Consider the following 17,994-nt stretch of genomic DNA (forward strand, 5'->3'; position numbering starts at 1 on the left):
CTGTCAAGCTTGCTTCACTGTTTTTTACATTTTCCTTGCTATTAATAGCCACAATTAAGCCTCCTTCAGTTGAGCCATGACAATCCCTTCTTCCAACCAGGTTGCCAATTTGAGCAGAGGTTTTGGCGGCGGTCCTTTCACCACATCTCCTTTGGCATTATAGATTCCGCCATGGCACGGACACTCGAACTGCTGTGCTTCGGCATTCCACGATACGATACAGCCAAGATGAGTACAGACCCGAGAGAAAGCCAAGATTTCTCCTTCTCGCTTAAATAGCAGCGCCGGAGCCCCATCATACACAAACTCCAGCGGCTCGTCCTGAATATCTGCTTCTTTAATGACCGCCATTTTGGGAGGGGTTGGCATTAATGATTGGGGGGGATTAAGAGTTCCAGCAAGTAAAGTCATCGGGGTTACGACGGCTAAGCCCAGCGGTATACTCGCTGTTAAGGTTAGAAATTGACGTCGGGTTATCTTTCGACTATTACTGGTATTCTCCACGGTTTTCCATCACCTCCCTGTTCTCTAAAACTAAGGATCGCCATATATAAACGGAAATAGCTGTACATATAAAAATCATCCCACTTAAGATACTGACCCACTGGGAATTCCCAGCAATATAACTTTTAACAACCATCATGGCGAACATAAGAGATGCCCATGCGTCTAAGCCAACCAGCAGTAACCCGTAGGAAGACTGATCTTCTTGAACAAGGCTCATCTGGCCCGCCCCCCTTTCATCCGTTCTATCTATCTCGGATATGTTTTTTGCAGATAATCCTCTATTTCCTTTGTTTGATCATCCGTAACAAAGGCCCCAAAACTGCGCATTTGGGTTATAACCTCCGGCCATGGCAAAGTGCCGCTGTAATTTTGTACTCTACTGGCATCGTGGCATGTGGTACAAACCGATTGAAATGTTAGATATTCCTTTCCTCCCTGCTTTTCTTTAGGTATAGGCTGGGCATAGGATGACATCGCTGACAGCCCTATTGCCGTGCCCACCATCATCATAGTAATTCCTGTGGCAATCTTCTTAGAAAATCCTTTTGCCAAATTTCATCACCTCCTTTAACGGGAGCACTGGGACATTTTTGTCTCAACCCAAAGGAATTTGGGGTACCTTCGTAAATCCTAATACCAAGCCCCCCACCGTCAGCAATCCGCCGTAAACATACAGAAATTTGGCCGTTGTATGACATTCCATAGGCGACATACAAACCCCAATCCCCAAATGAGTAGGCATCAGAATCACTATCACACCAAGAGCCGCAAGAATAAAACCAAGATAGCGGCGCACCAGACCCTGGCTGAACAGAATCATCAGCGAGATTATTAAGGTCAAGATACCAAGATAGACCTCTGCCTGCCCTGTATAATGACAGCGCATGTGAGCCATATTGCCAGTTTTCATTTCAATCAATCCCTGACACACTGGTGCCAAATGAAATGGAGTAAAAATAATTAATACTCCGATGATGGAACCCAGAAGTCCGGTTACCTTACTTTTGATGCTCATGCATTTACCTCCCTTCCCCTTCTTCCCAATATTAGGCAAGTATCTCTTGACCCTTAGGGCGTTCATCGCTCTTAGATTTAAGGAGTAACCGTCCTTTGTTTAGAGTGTAAACACGGCTAGCAAAATTCGTAAGATAAGGATCATGGGTAGCAATAACCACTGATTTGCCTTTCTCAGCTAACTGTAATAACCGCTTACTGATGAGGAACCGATTGGCATCATCCATCTCTGCCGTAGGTTCATCCGCTAAAATCAGCTCCGGATCATGAACCAATGCTCTCACAATAGCGACCCGTCGCCTTTGCCCCCCGCTTAGTTGGTACGGAAGAAACTTTGCTCGTTCTAGTAATCCTGATTCTTCCAGGAGTCCTTTTACTTTCTGTTTTGCTTCTTTCTTTGGAAGAGGTTTTGGTCCAATCCATAAGGGCAGGAGTACATTCTCCCACACCGTGAGAGTCGGGATGAGAACACTCTGTTGTAAAATAAAACCGATCTTGCGAGAGCGTAGTTGGGCTAACTTGTCTTCCCCTAAGGTAGAAACAGCTTTACCCTCAATCATCACCTTCCCTTGAGTCGGATTAAGCAGGCACCCTAAAATAAACAAAAGCGTGCTTTTACCGCATCCTGACGGTCCTAAAATAGTTAACACTTCCCCTCTATCCACGCTTAAATCAACGTCTTGGAGTGGAACGATGACTTCCCCGAACTTATTAGCATACTGATGACTAACCTTTGACAGTGTGAGTTGCATTGAAAATCCCCCCTAGCGAAGCTGGCCTTCGGACAAGGCAAGAACTGGATCAAGACGAGCCGAACGTCTTGCCGGCCATAGTGCGGCTAAAAGGCTGATCCATAATGTCACTAAGCTAAGACCGCCTAGAGCAATCAGCATTTGTGATAAATTGGGGATAAGAAAAGGAAATGAACTATATTCTTTAAGCATTAACTTGAAATAGATAAGTAAACCTAAACCTAATAGTGAACCTAAGGCCGAAGCAGTAAGTACTGTAATCAATGACTCGGCCAAAATCATGCCAAAAACTTGATTTTTTCTCGCTCCTAGAATCCGCAACAACCCCACTTCTTCACGTTTTTCAAGGATTAAAGATGAATACCTTGTGTAGAGGGAGGCTGCAGTGATAGCACATATGATCAGTACTAAGACCCATATCACAGAGCGAAAAGCAATCAATTGTTCCTGCAAACTCTGCATGAGTTTCCCTGCCGTCACTGCCTTTACTCCTGATATCTTCGAGATCCTTTGACCGACAATCTCGGGCGATACCCCTTCACTGGTTTTGAGTAAAACAGCTGATACCAATCCTTGAGGGTTCCCGGCTCTTTGCCAAATCTCTTGTAAATAGGGACTTTGAGAGGCCACTCGCCGGGCTGTATCAATGGGAACAAAAATCGTTCGATCTATACTCCCCCCCTTTGGATTCAGATAACCGGCGACATCAAAAGGCTGTCCTAAAATGACGACCCGATCCCCTAGAAAGGCAGGAATTTCGCCGCCGATAATCACCTCATCCTGATTTAACTCTCTCCCAACACCTTGTGCCAGTAGGCCATTGACTAAGAAATCACTTACTGGATCATATCCGACTAAACGGTATTCATCAGGCAAACTACAACAACTTTGGTTGAGAGTTTGACTGAAAAATTGGGGAGTCGCTTTCTCCACTCCGTCAATCCCCGAAATCTCCTTAAGCACTTGGGCATCCATATAGATGTTGGCTGGGGAACCCGTGAAAAGCACCTCTTCCGGGCTATACTCTGCCTGCGCCGGTAAAACCAGAACATCTGCCCCCCATTGATTAAGAGCACTTTTAGCGCCATTCTCGATACTCCATAACGTAAGCAAACTTGCAACTAACGCAGCAGTACAGGCGGCGACCACAAAAATCGTCAACGAGGTTTGCCAGGGCCGTCGAACTAAATTTCTCCATACAAGTTTTAAAAGCAAATCATCACCCCTCTTCCTTCAAGGCCTTGGTGCTGAAACATACATTTTGCAAATCCCATGCCAGACTCCAAAGAGTCCTCAATTCCGCCTTAATTCAAACTAACTAAACTTGAAACAGGACCAACATAAAGAAGAAACTTGGCAGGTACCCGCACGAAGACACTGTCTTCGCACGTATTAGCCTTCTTGCAGTATTCCAACGAAGTTATTACTATCTGAATTAGTATAAAAAGCCACAGGCAAAGGGACATTAATGTCCCTTTGCCTGTGGCTTTTTTGTCTCACTTAATAAAAGAAGGGTTATTTGCCTACTGTAAACATGACAACCCCAGCTTCTCATAAATTAGGTATATAAATTGCATATAAGCCCTATTAACATCAATCTAAATTAGAGGATTACTTATTATACGTATTGAGGAGGCACTTAATTATGAAATGCACTAGAATAGCAAATTTAGCTGTGATGACCTTAATTACTGCAGCAACTCTAACACTCGGTGGTTGCTCTGCCACTTTAACCGGTGAGACTGGTCATCAGAAAACATCCACTAACACTGAAATTCCAAACTATAGTAGGACTCAACAACTTAATAAACTTGTCGACCTTGGCTCGATCAAAATGAGGATCGATAGTGTTTCCTTGATCAAAAATACCACAGAGTCTCAAACTGACCTCCAAGGGCATCTTGCCCTGGGACTTGAGGTCGGAAATATCTCAAATGAAAACGTCCGCTTCTATCCGGAACAAATCGTAGTTACTACCAATACAGGGAAACAACTTTTTACCGATACGTCCGGCTCTACCGATGATGGAGGGCTTTTAGGAGGCCTACTCCCACCTAAAAGGGTCTTACAGGGTTATGCGATGTTTCCACTACAAAAGTTAAACCCAGATGATATTAACGAAATCAAACTCAAAATTAAAGCTCCCCTAAATGAAAAGGACCAGCCCCTTTCTGACGATCAGGAGCTGGTGATCCCTATTCAACAATCCTAGACAGATTGTGTTTTTTTAGAAGGCGATGAATTGTTTTACGGTCTATCCCGGCCCATTCTGCAGCTTGGGTGACATTTCCACTAAAGCGTTCTAATAACTTCGGCAGATACCGGGATTCGAAATGATTGATCCAGAGGTCTTTAGCTTCCCGAAAGGGAAGGTTTGTCGGGATCTCTGTACAACCAATTGGATCTATAGGGACTTCCAACACCCGCAGGATCAAATCGTAAGTCCCAATAATTTCGTTTTCGGCAAGAGTAACCGCTCTTTCCATAATATTGCGTAATTCACGCACATTACCCGGCCACGAGTACTGAGTCAGCAGATCCATAGCCCCCGGTGTACAGCCCTTAATTACTTTGCCTGTTTTACGCGCAAACTTAGTACAGAAATATTGAACAAATAAGGGAATGTCTTCTCTCCTGTCCCTTAAGGGCGGAAGTTTTAAGGTAATGACATTTAAGCGATAGTAAAGATCTTCTCTAAATTCCCTACTAGCAACCATTTGTTCTAGGTCTCGGTTCGTCGCTGCCACGATTCGCACATCGACGTTGACTAGTTTATTACCGCCTACCCGACGGAAGGCATGCTCTTCTAAAGCTCTTAACAGCTTGACTTGTAAGGCCAGGCTTAACTCACCGATCTCATCCAAGAATAAGGTTCCACCGCTGGCCAGTTCGAATAGTCCTTCTTTCGTACGGTTAGCTCCCGTAAAAGCTCCTTTTTCATAACCGAACAACTCGCTTTCCAGTAAGTTTTCCGGAAGAGATGCGCAGTCTATGGGGATAAAAGGCCCTGTTGAACGATGACTATTCTTATGAATTGTATGAGCGATAAGTTCCTTTCCTGTACCACTTTCTCCCAAGATTAAAGTAGTTACAGTTGTTTTAGCAATTTTACCAATCTGTTTAAAAATACATTGCAATCCACCATTTGCTCCAATAAGATTCTCGCTATTGATCACCTCCTGAAGCTGATTCCGCAAGAGTTGATTTTCAGCCTTTAATTCGATCTGTTGAAATGCTTTAGTGATTGTAAAATGCAATTGGTCAAGCTTGAAAGGTTTTGGCAAATAATCGAAAGCTCCATTTTTCATGGCATTAATCGCTGAATCAACCGAAGCAAAACCTGTGATCATAACCACGAGCGTTTCAGGTAGACTTTCCTTGACCCTTTCTAGAATCCGGAACCCATCTACACCCGGCATTTGCAAGTCCGTTATGATAAGTTCCGGAGCAATATCCAACATCTTATCCAGGGCTTCCACGCTGTCATCGAAGATAACACTCCGGTAACCCATGCGCTTAATAATTCGAGAACAGGTTTCTAACATATCTTTTTCATCATCGATCACTAGAATTGTGCGTTCCTCATTCACGCCAATTACCGTCCTTTCCACTATCGAATGACGGCAATATCACGCTGAAACAGCTTCCGTTGCCTGGTTCGCTAACAACCTTTAGACATCCTCCATGGTTTTCAATAATTCCGTAACTTATTGAAAGCCCAAGACCCGTTCCTGATCCTTTATCCTTTGTCGTAAAAAAAGGATCAAAAATCCTGCTCTTCATCTCATCAGGGATCCCTGTACCTGAATCACTAACATCGACTTGAACCATTTTCTTATCTGTATCAACCTTCGAGCGGACAATAATTACTCCACCTTCAGCCATCGCGTCTTTAGCGTTGCTGAAAAGGTTCACTAACACCTGTTCCAACTGCTCAGGATTTCCGAAAACCCGCGGAATAGTATCGAGCTTTAAGTCAAAGCGGATGTTCTTACGCAGGAATTGACTGCGCAGCCAATCGGTTGTTTCAATAATAATGGTGTTTAGGTCTAGGGGTGACATGCGATCCAGCGTTTGGCGTGAAAATGAAAGCAAGCCCTTAGTCGTTTTGGCAATCCGTTCGGTATGATTGGCGATAACTTGCATATCCTCAATGACTTGTTGCGGTAAACCATACTCCTCGGCTTCTAGTAACAGCCATTCCAGCCTCGAAAGAATAACCCCTATGGGATTGTTGATTTCATGAGCTAAATTAGCCGACAGCTGGCCCGCAGCTGCTAAGCGTTCGGATATAACAAGCTGTTCCAGAGTTTTATTCAACTGCTCAATCGATTTTTGCAACTCCTGATTGAGTTGATTGATTTCTGTATTAGCTTTTTCAAGATTCGCCTTTTCCTGAGCTAAACGTGCAAAAAGCCGAGCCCGTTGAATCGTGGCCGCAATCTGATTTACAACAGCTAATAACAATTCCATCGAATCACGTTTAAATTCTGTTTTCTGCTTGCTTTTGAGGGTCACTATACCGAGTTTTTCAATCCCTGCAATAAGTGGCACACAAACATGAAATTGATAGCAATTAGTACAGGATTCAGCCTGACAACAAAGTCTGTCTCCCTGTTCCAAAGTCAAAGGAAGTTGGTCATTTAAAGCCTTACAGTATTCAGCTTTTATATATTCACAGCAAGATTCCAGACGCCCCTCAGTAAGTAAATGAAGCTCGCATTTAAATGGAAAGAATATGTCATCCATTTCTTTTATTATTGCACGAAGTAGATTATCTAGCTTAACAGGCAAGAATCCCGTCAGATTGTTAACCTTAATTAGTACAGCCATCTCCCGCTGCAATTGCTCATACAAGTCTTCTGACCTTGCTCTCATAATACGGCCTGACATGTTCCCCCGCCCTTCTAAACCACTATTTGGCCTTCATGCGGACTAGCAGAGACACTTTATTCTCCCTATTAACTCTAAAAAGTAAGTGATATTTTTCTCACAGGCATCCAGAGGAGTTTCACAGCCTGTACCAATGACATAGCCAAACTTTCGTTGTTGTTCGTATATATGCTTTAAAGTGCTGGACAATTGATCAAACGATGCGTTACGGAAAAGCATGGGATTAATATTTCCGATGACAACTTTGTTCTCAAGGCAGTGAAACGCGTCAGACAGTTTAACAGGCGAATCAATCGTCACCATCTCAAGATTAAAGTCCGCGATAAGAGGCAATACGGAAGAGGTATTACCAATTATTTGGAGCCACAAATAAGTCTCCTGTTGTTCCCTAATACGCTGGATCATCCCTTTTAGCTGTGGAGCAATGAGATCCGCAAAGACGCTCTTCGATAAAACATCAGGTGAAGCAGTTGGGTCATGCAGCATAATAGCGTGTATACCGGTTTCACGCAAGGCTGCACAATAGAGTTCGGTAACTTGGGTTGAAAATTTCAAAAGCTCCATAAAACCCTCAGGATCATCGACGATTAAATAAATCAGATTCTCGATCCCATAAATTTGCGAGGCGATTGTTACTGGGCCTAAGACTTGTCCAACTATAAAGTGCTCCCCCGCATCCTTTTCGACAACGGCCCTGGCAGCCTTCAGCATTAGTGGCATTCGTCCTGAGGACCATGGATCAGGCACAGTTAAACGATCAAGCTGATGCCAATCTGTTATTAGAGGAGTTGGAATGTTAGGATAAGCCGTATTTGAATACACCACTTTGGAACCCAAGGCTTCAGCTTCAACACATGAATCAAGGCATACACTTATAATGTCGGTTCTAAACTTCTTAACTGTCTCTAAGTTCACCGCAACTAGGATATCAACATCTGTAAGATATTTCTCTATAGATATCCCCGCTGATCTAGCTACAAACCCACTATGTTCAAAAAACACCGGAGTACGGTCAACGTCTGTAAAATTTAAGGTACCTAAAACTCTGGCCAACGATCTCATGCTCTCACCTCATCCGTTGTACATAGTGCAATCCATCAAAAGCATCCCTGGCCACATAATCCACATATAAATCCTCAGCCGTCATTTGTTGGAGGGCTGCTCCCCCTGCTACAACTGGGATTGTTAAATTTCGCTGTTTAAGATCTGCTTTAACTTCTCTTACATGTGGGACAATAACACTAATTAGCCCGGAAATGAAAATATAATCTGCCTTTGCTTCAGCAGCAGCTTCTACAAATCGCACAGGCTCCACGTCCTTACCTAAATCAATAACCTTATAACCGGCACAACTGAGTATGATCCGTACAACGTGTTTCCCTAACTCATGGATATCTCCCTTAATCGTTCCTAGAATAATAGTGCCCTTTTGTATCAAAGGTCGATCATTGTCAAGATGCTTGGCAACGACTTTATCCATAACTTCCATCATTGCTCGCCCAGCCAGCATAATTTCCAATAAATTAAACTCATCAGATGTACACTTTACATCTAACGCCTTTAAAGCGGGTGATAATCCATGTTCAACGATGCTATACAAATCAGTCCCTGCAGACAGTAAGCTTTCAGCATGAGCAACCGCATCTCTATGTCTTCCTTGGATCACTGCCTGTACAAGGGCATCTAGTCTATTTGACATTATATCACCCCGCTATAAATTCTCGAATTCTAGAGATTGCTCAATTTAAACATAGAAAATCTAAATTTTAACATGCCTAACAACTCTCTTTTAAACCTACGCGGAACGAAGGTAATTGTCAAGCTAGTTGTCGGATCATCCGGTTCGTTTTTTACGGAAACGGCGCGCTCTATATTTCCTCCTTATCCGCTTTCTTGACAACTTTTACTTCCTGAACTAATTTACAGGTGCCCAGAACTTCTTCTTCCGTTAGGTCAAAGAAGCTTACGACATGCCTCTTGGGAATAATCAGAACATGCCCTTCATTAACTGGGAACTTATCAAAAAAGGCCAGGGCTAGATCGTTCTGGACAAGGATAGCTGTCTCTGGAAGCTTACAAAAAATACATTCCCTTATTTTGCTTCCCCTTCTTTCCTAAAGGTGTGATTTTCTCTCTTGCGGGCCTTTTTCCGAAATGCATTTTCTTGTAGTTTTTCATACATTTCCTGGATCCAGACACTTACAGGAGCCTTCCACTGTTCACTTTTACTAGGTATGTTTTTAATTAAACTTATGGGATTTAAACCCATCTCTTTAGCCACTTTCAAGGTTTCTTCGTTAAGCCTGCATTTCTTTTTTGCTTAGGCCCATTCTGCATCCTTCTTAATAGAGTTAGCCAATGCACTTACCCTTTCTCTTTGCCGCACCGGGTGGAATCACAACCTTGGATCAACCGGTTCCGCTTCCAAAGCCAAGGTTGCTAACACACATTCATGAATCCGACTGATGGGCTCCTGACTTACAAAGCGTTTAACCCCTTCCACTCCCAAGGCAAATTCCATGAGGGCATGACGTTGTTTGCGTTTAACATTTCTTTGCTTTAAGCGCACCAGATTCTCAGGCTGCAAGTAATCCATACCATAGATAATATGAAGATACTTTCTCCCTCGAACTTTGATGGCCGGTTGCACTAACCAGCCTTTTTCATTTCTGGCGATAAACGTTTCCGGCTTTACGACAAAGCCTTCATGTCCGTTTTCCGTCATTTCCTCCCACCAGAGAATTGCTTCTTTCTCAGTCCGCTCATTGGTCACGATTTTGAACTCAGTCTCAATCAATAGGTCAGACAGCTTAGCAAGCTCCCGGTTCTGTTCCATATGCCACAGATGAGATTGGTCAAAATAAGTTCGTCCCTGATGAGCCAGGACATGAAAGGGAGCAATTTTGATCCCTTCAACCCCTTGGGTATCCCAGCAATACTTTTGAAACACCTCACGAAAGACTTGAGCATTCTCCAGCTTACCCTTATATTCCTCGATCCAGGAGTCAACCTCCCATCCATTCACTTTGGCCAACTCAAGTTTCTCTAAAAGCTTCCGGCGATCCAGGAGTGATACTTCCGAAACATGAGCGTACTGAGAGCTAATGAGTTCTTTGGCCTTTAAATTCCAAGGCAGAATTTCCGCATCTAGCAGCACGAAATCCGTGTTGTTTTTTTTGAAGTATTGTCCTTGATGTAAATCCGTATTCAATTGCTTGATAAGCTTTTCGGATAATTCCTCATCAAAAAAACCCCGACCCGTCCTGGTATAAATGGTTCCCAACTTTGGTGAACCTACATATCCAAGCGCAGTTTCCTCATCCTTAAACAGCAGCAGAATACCCCGGCTGCCCATATGTTTCTTCTCCACAACCATGGTGGTTATTCCCTGATTTCGATAATACTTAAAAGCCTCTCTCGGATGTTCAAAATAATTATCCAAGGAAGAGGGCTCAGGTGCAGGACTCATGGTTGGGGGAATATAAAGCAATTCTTTAAGCGGGACAGTATAGTGAGAAATAGCTTCAATCGCCGACTTTACATAGTCCGCATGAATATTAATTTCCCCATAGTCTTCTGTCTTTACAGAATAGCCCTTAAGAAAACTCTGGATATTAGGCGGATTGAAGCGTTCTTTTTTCCACTTCTGTAAGAAACTCTCCGGATCTTCGGCATAGTCTTTCTGAGCTTCAACAGCCACAAACTGTTTTTCCGGATAGCGATAGGCCGTTAACCTGCCACCGAAAACGACGCCTTGGTCAATATTGATCGTGCTATTGATAATCATCGGCTGGGGTCTGGGGTCATGCCCCCAAACAATTGTTTCTCCGGATCTATGATTGACAAACCAGTCTTTGCGTACCGGTTTCCCGCTCTCTTCGAAGCCCTCTGTATCACCATACCGACAAAAGTCCCGGATGCGTTTGGATTCCTTGCCGATATAGTGATCTCGTATTCCGGCATGGGTAGCCACAACCACCCCTACACCGTTACTCGTAAATACTAAGTTTGAAGGGGCACTTAGAAGCAGACTTCTAACCTTTCCTTTCAACTCTTCTGCAGCTTCTTGACCCTGTTCTCTTTCATAATTAGCAAACTCGGCTGCTATGAGTTCATCCCCATGGGCTAACTCCACCTTTCGACGGTCCAGCCAGCGAGCAATCTTCCAGCCGTGGTTACTATCGACCATATAAGCTAAGTCTTTTTCTACATGGTTAATAAAGAATTTCAGGCAGTCAATGCTGTTGGGACCTCTGGAAAGGACATCCCCTACCGAAACTAGCTTGCGACCTTCGGGATGGGTGTATAACCCCTCTTCATCCGACTGATACCTCAGCTTCTCAAGCAAGGCAAGAAATTCGCTATAGCAGCCATGGATATCCCCAATAAAATCCAGACCAGCCCCAACCTCTTTGAGCAAGGGGTTGGTTGCTCGCCCAAAAAGCGTATCTTCTACTTCCACTTCATTTAATATGTAGGAACTAGAAAACCCTTCCGTTTTTAAGGAACGAAGATTACTCTTAAAGGCTCTGACCTGCTGTTTGATTCGACTGCGTCCTCTGGGCTGCTCCCGTTGTTCATCTCTCGCATACAATAATTTTTCGTCCATATCTAAGGCAAGGGCCAGGATCGGAACGTGCTTGCGAGAGGCTAAATCAAGGTACTTCTTCCGATCGTCAGGCCATAGATGAGTTGCATCCACAACGGAAAGTTTCCCTAAACCACAACGGGTTTCTATAAGATCAGCCATCGCCTCAAAGGCTTTTTGAGAAATCAGTTGATACTCTGCCAAAAGCACATCCTGCTCATCTTTAGGACGTTTATTAAGTTCTATAAATTCCGTATCCGCAACTAAGACCCTGAATTGATCCGAACTGACGATTTCTGACCGCAACAAGATCCCCTGATCAATCAGCCGATTTAGCAGGGTGGTTTTGCCGCTGTTTGACGGCCCAACCAATAATACGATTCCGGCATGGGGAAATCGGATCTCTTTACTCATTCTCTATCCCACCTTGTCTTGTGAAGATCGCTATTTGCGAAGGGTGTCCATACCCTTCGGCTTCTTCACCAATTCCGTCTAATTGAACCTCGTAGGAATAGTTCCTTGCCAAATTATGAGTCCACTTGGAAAATTGAGCCCGAGTCCACTCGAATCGATGGTCCTTATGACGAACTGCCTCATCCATTTGATAAACAGTGTTATATTCCACATTCGGAGTAGAAACAATTAATACATTGGGTTTGTAGCTGCCAAGGATCGTGTCCATGACTCTCGGCAATCGACCTTCATCAATATGCTCGATCACTTCACTTAGAATCATGACATCTTTATTACGCAGTTGCTCATCATAGTAATATAATGAACCCCAAATTGGGATCGGTGCTATAAAGTCATCTTTGTAACTCGCTTCTGAAAATCGTTTAAGGGCGCGGAGTTGCTCCTTCTCCGTGGGTTCCACCGCCAATATCTCTTTGACACCCGGTATAAACCCAAGTCGTACAGACAACTTACCTTCCCCAGCTCCGAAGTCAACAATACTTTCTCTGGAGGGTAAATTCTCCACGATCTTAACAACCTTTTGGTAGCGAAGTTGGTTCAATCTTACGACAGGCTGGGATTCTAGGGTAGGTTCTGGCGTCGTATTTAATTTCGTCATATCCGCGTTCATCGTATCTGCGGTTGCTATATTAACTTTCGTTATATCAGGCTGAGCGAATTTTGCTCCCACCTGATCAATCAATTCCCTAAAACGCAAGGTCCGTTTAATAATGAGATCCCTAAGTGGATGCTCGGATAGCCACCCTTCCCCATATCGCTCCAGTTTTTCTATTTCTCGTTCATCAATGAAGTAATGCCGATAATTATCAAGCACCGGAATCAAGACAAAGAGATGTTGGAGAGCTTTTTGGACAGTGACGGTTCCTTTTAAATTTATAAAACGAGCTGAGCTTCTCTCCTTGAGCTGGAAGTTATAAGCTGCTTGTCCTCGTTCAATTTCTATTTGATAACCTAAAGTTTCAAAAAGTTCCTTAATCGCTGAATCGGGTAAATCGGTAGCCACCGGCCCAAAACCCATGTTCAGCTGAAAGGCATGCTTTGCCCAGTTCAGATATTCTTCTTTGGGTCGACCATTCAGAGCCGTTCCTAAGGCCGACCGGATATCGGAACAGAAAATACTGCTGACAACAAATTCTCTGTCGTTGATATATTGAGTAATTTGATAAGTATCCGGGCTATTCTTAACTAGTTCGACGGGATCGGGCGTAACAAAGATTACCGCTTCCACTTCCCTATCACTAAAAACAGTATAGGTTAAGCGGACGCGGTGTCCCTTGTCCATTCGGTCATAGAGATTTCGAGGATTCTTTGACAAGAGAAAGGAAAGCATTTCAGCCCCTTCCCCCGTCGCTTTAATTGCTAGCTGCACAAGCATAAACTCCTGTCCTTAAGAACTTTGTTTAGTTATACCCTATGAGTCATCATTCCATGACTTATCAGTGCTTTATTTGCTTTCTGAGTCCGCAGGTACGCCTTTGTTTCATCGCCGATCCGGCAGCTGTCAACCGCTTTTGGATAGCTTTGTTGTGCGTCAGTTCCTGGAAGGTTATCCAGGCTCTATTGCAGTGCCTAAGGTGCTGACACCTCGGATATTAACTAATAAGTTTGCGGGAACAGGCCCGGTGACAGCTTGCCTAACCCTTGAAATATCCAGGTATCTCCGGAATCTGCCCTCGAAAAGTAACCCTGGAGCTTTTCAGTTGATCCATCATTGAGCGTCACGATCATTTTCACTCTTGCTTCTTTGGCATCTGGGTTAACCGCCCTATGGGGTTCACTCATAGACCAGAGCTCTATTTCTCCAAGCTCAATTTTAGAGGATTGAGTACGTATCTTATTCAGCAGTGCCGCTGTTCGGACAGCATAATCGTCCTGAATTCCTTTTTGTCTAAAGTCAGCCTCCGCTTGGCCGGTCTTGATTTGAGTATCAATAAATTTTGTACATGCCCTGTAGACATCCTTCCTCGCCTGACTATCCGGCCAAGTTGAAAGCCCTGTCACATACCACTTTCCATCAATTTCTACCAACTCGTGAGGTCCTCTGAAATACTTACCGTCTAGGATAACCTCTGCCCTGTTGGGGGCTTTCATTTTAAGGGTCATGGTAACATTTTTGCCAATCTCCTGCCTTATAAACTGCCAGTATTTTAGGCCTTCTGTTTCCAGCACAATGTTTTCCAACGCTTCTTGAGGGATCGGGTCATAAGTGTTAATAAAAACTTGCTTTAGCTCCTCAAGCTTAGGGGATTCTGACCCATATAAGTAAAGAACACGCAGCATAAGATCTCTGATATCACTTTTTTGCTCAGCTTGCTGCAAGCCTGGGTCGCTGAACTTAAAGTCAGCAGTGTCCATAATACAGCTTGCCCCGTTTACGAAAGCGGCGAAATGCAGCAGGTTTTCTCCTGGTGTTAAAGTATATAAAGGTGAGGGCACCTCTGCGACGGTCTCTTTCCCCTTCGGTTCGATGCGTACCAGCCTATACTTGACACCGGTATCGCTTAACTTGAAGGTTGTAAATATGATATCTCCGGTAGTTTTAAGATAGGAAGCCTTAAATATCTTCCATACAGTGTGAAGATTTCCTTCATTATATAGCACTCTCGACGCACCGGTTTTAAGATCGTACTCTGCCAGCGTGAATCGGGCACCGCCCTCAGGATTGTCCTCATCGCAGGAAACCAGGATTTTCTCATGATTGATATCATGAATAATAACATCCCCGGCAAACAGTTGTTTCTCCGCAGCCTCCCCATAATACAGGCCACTGGCTACTCCCACCCGTTCTCCCTTACTGGTAAGAATGCCGCCGTCGGCCTTACCTCTGTAAGCAACATCACCCTCCTGAAATCCGCCCCTAACTTTCACCATCTGCTTCGAATAGGTATCATAGGCATAATAGTTCGGAGTAGTATCCAGATGCAAATAAATGGTTCGGTTATCAAGTCCCCAGCTTGTATTGTAGATATCGGTCTCATATTTCATCGGTACTTCTGCCAAACTTCGCTTAGCAAGATCTAAAACCTTAACCGACTTGTGAGAAACAAGGGCTAAACGAGCACCGTCTTCCGACCAGGCCTGATTAATTACGAATTCTGTTTTACCTAAGAAGGCAGCCTTATTTTCACTGAGGTCAACTAAATATAGCTCAATCAACTGCCTGGGCATCCCTATTAGGATCAGCTCATTCTCCGCTGCCATACTTTGCTTGTTTAGTTTATAAGTCACAAAATATTTCTGATCCTTAGTTACTGTCAGCGGGAGCATTCCATCCTTCCGGTAAAAATCCGAGTCCAAAAAGGTCTTTTCGAGAGAATTCAGCTTTAAAATTTCTTCACTTGGCAAGGGACCATTCTCACTTAGTGCAGAAGTTGACAAGATGTCCCCTTCATTCTCAGCTTGATCAGATACTGTAGAAGTCAGTCCTAAAACACCAACTACCGTCGCTACGATGATTATTCCGACTACCCGGAAAACAGGTCTTTGAAAGAACTTCATAATTACCCTCCTCATAATTCCGGCTTCACCTAACATCTAATAAAACCCGAAATTTGGCTCATCTATCTTTTTTCGCCAAGCTGCACTTAATTCCTCTCATTTGCCGCCCACAATAGTTGTTTCTTCAAAATATTGAGCACCTCTGGTTAATTAAGACCCAGTTTATTAAAACCTCTTTCAATTTTAATCAGTTGTTTCAAAGGAAAGGTGAGTATAAAAAATATCCTGCACCATCAAATTTGCAGGCTGCAGACGTTAGCGGGATAAATTCCGCATCAAGAAATGGAACACAACAACTGCTTAGGCGCGTCAGTCAGTCTTAAAATCTGATTGGCGTCCTTTTTATTTCCTCACTTTGTTTTGAGGATCTCTCTCGATAAATCTCCCTTGAGGGGTTCTTCTTTGAGCAGATCATCCTGTGCCGGGTGTAGGTCAAATTCGCCAGCAGTGCCGACGAATTTGGATTGCCGTCATTCATCGAATTATCAGACTTTTATTCTGCATATGTGTTAATATTATCTTGATTCTATAAATTAAAAAACCGCCGAGGTGCCCCATGACTCAAAATAAATTCAATTTAGATTTCGAAAGCTTTCAGCTCTTGCTTCTAGAGATGGCCCAGCAGCGTTCGGTCGATGAATTGCTAAAATTGGTTACATCATCTCTCGCATCGACCTATAACGTGGCCCTGGCTAGGGTCTGGATGATCACCCCAGGGGATATTTGCAACACTTGTAATGAGTACGCAGCCTGCCAGGACAAAAGCCGCTGCCTCCACCTGATGGCTAGCCACGGGCTGTCCATAGACAACAAAACCACCTGGAACACAATCCAACATGGTGCCTTTCGACGCTTCCCCATGGGAGTACGCAAGGTAGGCCGGATTGCCTCATCAGGCCAGCCCGGCAACATCTCAGCCATAAGCGGCAACTCTGACTGGATTGCCGATAGAGGCTGGGTAAAAAAAGAACATATCGCCAGCTTCGTCGGCCAGCCGTTGATCTATAAAGGTGAAGTCCTTGGTGTGCTGGCAATGTTTACGCGCATCGCTTTAGATCAGGGAGCTCTCGGGCTGATGCGTATGATAGCTGATCATTTAGCTTATGCCGTTTCCAATGCGCGAGCCTTTGAAGAGATCAAACGTCTCAAAAGGCAAATCGAGAATGAAAACGCTTACCTGCGCAAAGAAGTTAATATCGCCCAGTCCTTCAACGGTATCATCGGTAAAAGCAACGCCCTCCATGAAATTCTACAGCAGATCCTTCTTGTTGCTCCCATCGACACCAGTGTGCTTATAACCGGGGAATCCGGCACGGGCAAGGAGCTCATTGCCCGGGAGATCCACTCAAGAAGCAAACGGGCCGGGCATCCTATGATCAAAATAAATTGTGCCGCAATCCCCAAGAATCTTTTCGAGAGCGAATTCTTCGGGCATGCTCGGGGTGCTTTCACTGGAGCATACAAGGATCGAGAGGGATTTTTTCAGATTGCCGATCGGGGAACACTATTCCTGGACGAGGTCGGCGAGATCCCCCTCGAACTGCAGGGTAAGCTTCTGCGTGTCCTGCAAGAAGGTGAATACCAGCGCGTCGGCGAGGAAAAAGTCCGAAAAGTAGATGTACGCATCATTTCCGCCACAAACCGCGATCTCGGGCGAGAGGTCACAGCGGGACGCTTTCGTGAAGATCTTTACTACCGAGTTAATGTCTTCCCCTTTCTTTTGCCTCCCCTTCGTGACCGCAAGGAAGACATACCGCTTTTGGTCAACCACTTTTTGGCTCTTACCTCTCGAAGACTCAACCGCCCAAAGCCTCACCTCACCCAATCTGAGATTGAGTCCTTGACAAAATACGACTGGCCCGGCAATATCCGTGAACTACAAAACGTCATGGAGCGGGCGGTCATTACTTCTCATTTAGGGAAGCTGGACTCCGGTATTTCTTCCATAGCTCATTTGACAGTCAGCACCACTGCCCGCGGAGTCCAAACCACGGGGCAGATCGACAAGGGCGGCATCCTAACTGACGCCGAACTACGTCAATTGGAGAGAGAAAATATGATCGAGGCGCTTAGAGTCTGTAACGGCAAGATCTACGGACCGAGAAGTGCAAGCGAGAAACTTGGGATAAAGCCGACCACTCTGATTTCGCGCTTAAAAAAGATGGGGATCACTCTTGAGGATTGGAACGGTAGCAATTAGTCTCGCACACCTAGGCTAATCGGGCCTTGACATCCCCCGAACACTCTGCCCTTACTACCAAGACACAA

The 17,994-nt window shown here is 44.4% G+C and carries 17 protein-coding genes; 2 read left to right on the forward strand and 15 right to left on the reverse strand.

The genetic code is table 11. The annotated features are described in order from the left end of the window. Window positions 1-54: 54 nt before the first annotated feature. The 6 genes from DESMER_RS16600 to DESMER_RS16625 are packed head-to-tail and all read right to left on the reverse strand — an operon-like array spanning window position 55 to window position 3,488. A complete protein-coding gene (locus DESMER_RS16600) occupies window positions 55-504 on the reverse strand; it encodes a QcrA and Rieske domain-containing protein (protein ID WP_014904219.1) in 450 nt (149 codons plus the stop codon). After that, a complete protein-coding gene (locus DESMER_RS16605) occupies window positions 488-724 on the reverse strand; it encodes a hypothetical protein (protein ID WP_014904220.1) in 237 nt (78 codons plus the stop codon). Before DESMER_RS16605 ends, DESMER_RS16600 begins: the two co-directional genes overlap by 17 nt. Before the next feature lie 29 nt (window positions 725-753). Then, on the reverse strand, window positions 754-1,059 hold the full coding sequence (locus DESMER_RS16610; protein ID WP_014904221.1) for a hypothetical protein: 306 nt from the start codon (window positions 1,057-1,059) through the stop codon (window positions 754-756). 43 nt (window positions 1,060-1,102) lie between these two features. Continuing rightward, window positions 1,103-1,522 carry a DUF4418 family protein gene (locus tag DESMER_RS16615; protein WP_014904222.1) on the reverse strand — a complete coding sequence of 140 codons (420 nt, stop codon included), beginning with the start codon at window positions 1,520-1,522 and terminating at the stop codon, window positions 1,103-1,105. Window positions 1,523-1,553: 31 nt separating this feature from the next. Further along, window positions 1,554-2,273: an ABC transporter ATP-binding protein gene (locus DESMER_RS16620; RefSeq protein ID WP_014904223.1), complete on the reverse strand. Its 720-nt coding sequence runs from the start codon at window positions 2,271-2,273 to the stop codon at window positions 1,554-1,556. A gap of 12 nt (window positions 2,274-2,285) precedes the next feature. Further along, window positions 2,286-3,488: an ABC transporter permease gene (locus tag DESMER_RS16625; protein WP_014904224.1), complete on the reverse strand. Its 1,203-nt coding sequence runs from the start codon at window positions 3,486-3,488 to the stop codon at window positions 2,286-2,288. A gap of 430 nt (window positions 3,489-3,918) precedes the next feature. On the opposite strand from DESMER_RS16625, the gene DESMER_RS16630 reads away from it, so the two are divergent. After that, window positions 3,919-4,485 (forward strand): Telomeric repeat-binding factor 2, encoded by a 567-nt coding sequence (locus DESMER_RS16630; protein ID WP_014904225.1) that lies wholly within the window; start codon window positions 3,919-3,921, stop codon window positions 4,483-4,485. Here DESMER_RS16630 and DESMER_RS16635 read toward each other — a convergent pair. From DESMER_RS16635 to DESMER_RS16670, 9 genes are all read right to left on the reverse strand, one after another. Then, entirely contained in the window at window positions 4,469-5,863 is a 1,395-nt protein-coding gene (locus DESMER_RS16635; RefSeq protein ID WP_014904226.1) for a sigma-54-dependent transcriptional regulator, read from the reverse strand. The genes DESMER_RS16630 and DESMER_RS16635 overlap by 17 nt on opposite strands. Then, window positions 5,856-7,166, reverse strand: a complete 1,311-nt coding sequence (locus DESMER_RS16640) for an ATP-binding protein (RefSeq protein ID WP_014904227.1) — start codon at window positions 7,164-7,166, stop codon at window positions 5,856-5,858. The genes DESMER_RS16635 and DESMER_RS16640 overlap by 8 nt, the downstream gene beginning before the upstream one ends. Window positions 7,167-7,208: 42 nt before the next feature. Next, window positions 7,209-8,228: a uroporphyrinogen decarboxylase family protein gene (locus DESMER_RS16645; RefSeq protein WP_014904228.1), complete on the reverse strand. Its 1,020-nt coding sequence runs from the start codon at window positions 8,226-8,228 to the stop codon at window positions 7,209-7,211. A gap of 4 nt (window positions 8,229-8,232) precedes the next feature. Next, a complete protein-coding gene (locus tag DESMER_RS16650) occupies window positions 8,233-8,865 on the reverse strand; it encodes a cobalamin B12-binding domain-containing protein (RefSeq protein ID WP_014904229.1) in 633 nt (210 codons plus the stop codon). Between the two features lie 169 nt (window positions 8,866-9,034). Then, window positions 9,035-9,262, reverse strand: coding sequence for an HIT family protein (locus tag DESMER_RS23210; protein ID WP_345787946.1), 228 nt, complete (start codon window positions 9,260-9,262; stop codon window positions 9,035-9,037). Further along, window positions 9,259-9,447, reverse strand: coding sequence for a hypothetical protein (locus tag DESMER_RS16655; RefSeq protein ID WP_242831002.1), 189 nt, complete (start codon window positions 9,445-9,447; stop codon window positions 9,259-9,261). The genes DESMER_RS23210 and DESMER_RS16655 overlap by 4 nt, the downstream gene beginning before the upstream one ends. Window positions 9,448-9,561: 114 nt before the next feature. Next, complete coding sequence (locus DESMER_RS16660; RefSeq protein WP_014904230.1) at window positions 9,562-12,168, reverse strand: polynucleotide kinase-phosphatase; 2,607 nt, start codon at window positions 12,166-12,168, stop codon at window positions 9,562-9,564. Further along, window positions 12,161-13,597 (reverse strand): 3' terminal RNA ribose 2'-O-methyltransferase Hen1, encoded by a 1,437-nt coding sequence (locus DESMER_RS16665; protein ID WP_014904231.1) that lies wholly within the window; start codon window positions 13,595-13,597, stop codon window positions 12,161-12,163. Before DESMER_RS16665 ends, DESMER_RS16660 begins: the two co-directional genes overlap by 8 nt. 227 nt (window positions 13,598-13,824) lie before the next feature. Next, complete coding sequence (locus DESMER_RS16670) at window positions 13,825-15,726, reverse strand: hypothetical protein (RefSeq protein ID WP_014904232.1); 1,902 nt, start codon at window positions 15,724-15,726, stop codon at window positions 13,825-13,827. A 556-nt stretch (window positions 15,727-16,282) separates the two neighbouring features. Between DESMER_RS16670 and DESMER_RS16675 the strand changes: the two genes are divergently transcribed. Then, entirely contained in the window at window positions 16,283-17,926 is a 1,644-nt protein-coding gene (locus DESMER_RS16675; RefSeq protein ID WP_014904233.1) for a sigma-54-dependent Fis family transcriptional regulator, read from the forward strand. Window positions 17,927-17,994 lie beyond the last annotated feature (68 nt).

It is taken from the genome of Desulfosporosinus meridiei DSM 13257 (assembly GCF_000231385.2).
In the GTDB taxonomy this organism is placed as follows: Bacteria; Bacillota; Desulfitobacteriia; order Desulfitobacteriales; family Desulfitobacteriaceae; genus Desulfosporosinus; species Desulfosporosinus meridiei.

Bases quoted from the DNA above. Each gene is read 5' to 3' on its own strand.
- DESMER_RS16605 (WP_014904220.1), bottom strand. From the start codon at position 724: ATGAGCCTTGTTCAAGAAGATCAGTCTTCCTACGGGTTACTGCTGGTT.
- DESMER_RS16615 (WP_014904222.1), bottom strand. From the start codon at position 1,522: ATGAGCATCAAAAGTAAGGTAACCGGACTTCTGGGTTCCATCATCGGA.
- DESMER_RS16620 (WP_014904223.1), bottom strand. From the start codon at position 2,273: ATGCAACTCACACTGTCAAAGGTTAGTCATCAGTATGCTAATAAGTTC.
- DESMER_RS16630 (WP_014904225.1), top strand. From the start codon at position 3,919: ATGAAATGCACTAGAATAGCAAATTTAGCTGTGATGACCTTAATTACT.
- DESMER_RS16640 (WP_014904227.1), bottom strand. From the start codon at position 7,166: ATGTCAGGCCGTATTATGAGAGCAAGGTCAGAAGACTTGTATGAGCAA.
- DESMER_RS16645 (WP_014904228.1), bottom strand. From the start codon at position 8,228: ATGAGATCGTTGGCCAGAGTTTTAGGTACCTTAAATTTTACAGACGTT.
- DESMER_RS16650 (WP_014904229.1), bottom strand. From the start codon at position 8,865: ATGTCAAATAGACTAGATGCCCTTGTACAGGCAGTGATCCAAGGAAGA.
- DESMER_RS16660 (WP_014904230.1), bottom strand. From the start codon at position 12,168: ATGAGTAAAGAGATCCGATTTCCCCATGCCGGAATCGTATTATTGGTT.
- DESMER_RS16670 (WP_014904232.1), bottom strand. From the start codon at position 15,726: ATGAAGTTCTTTCAAAGACCTGTTTTCCGGGTAGTCGGAATAATCATC.
- DESMER_RS16675 (WP_014904233.1), top strand. From the start codon at position 16,283: ATGACTCAAAATAAATTCAATTTAGATTTCGAAAGCTTTCAGCTCTTG.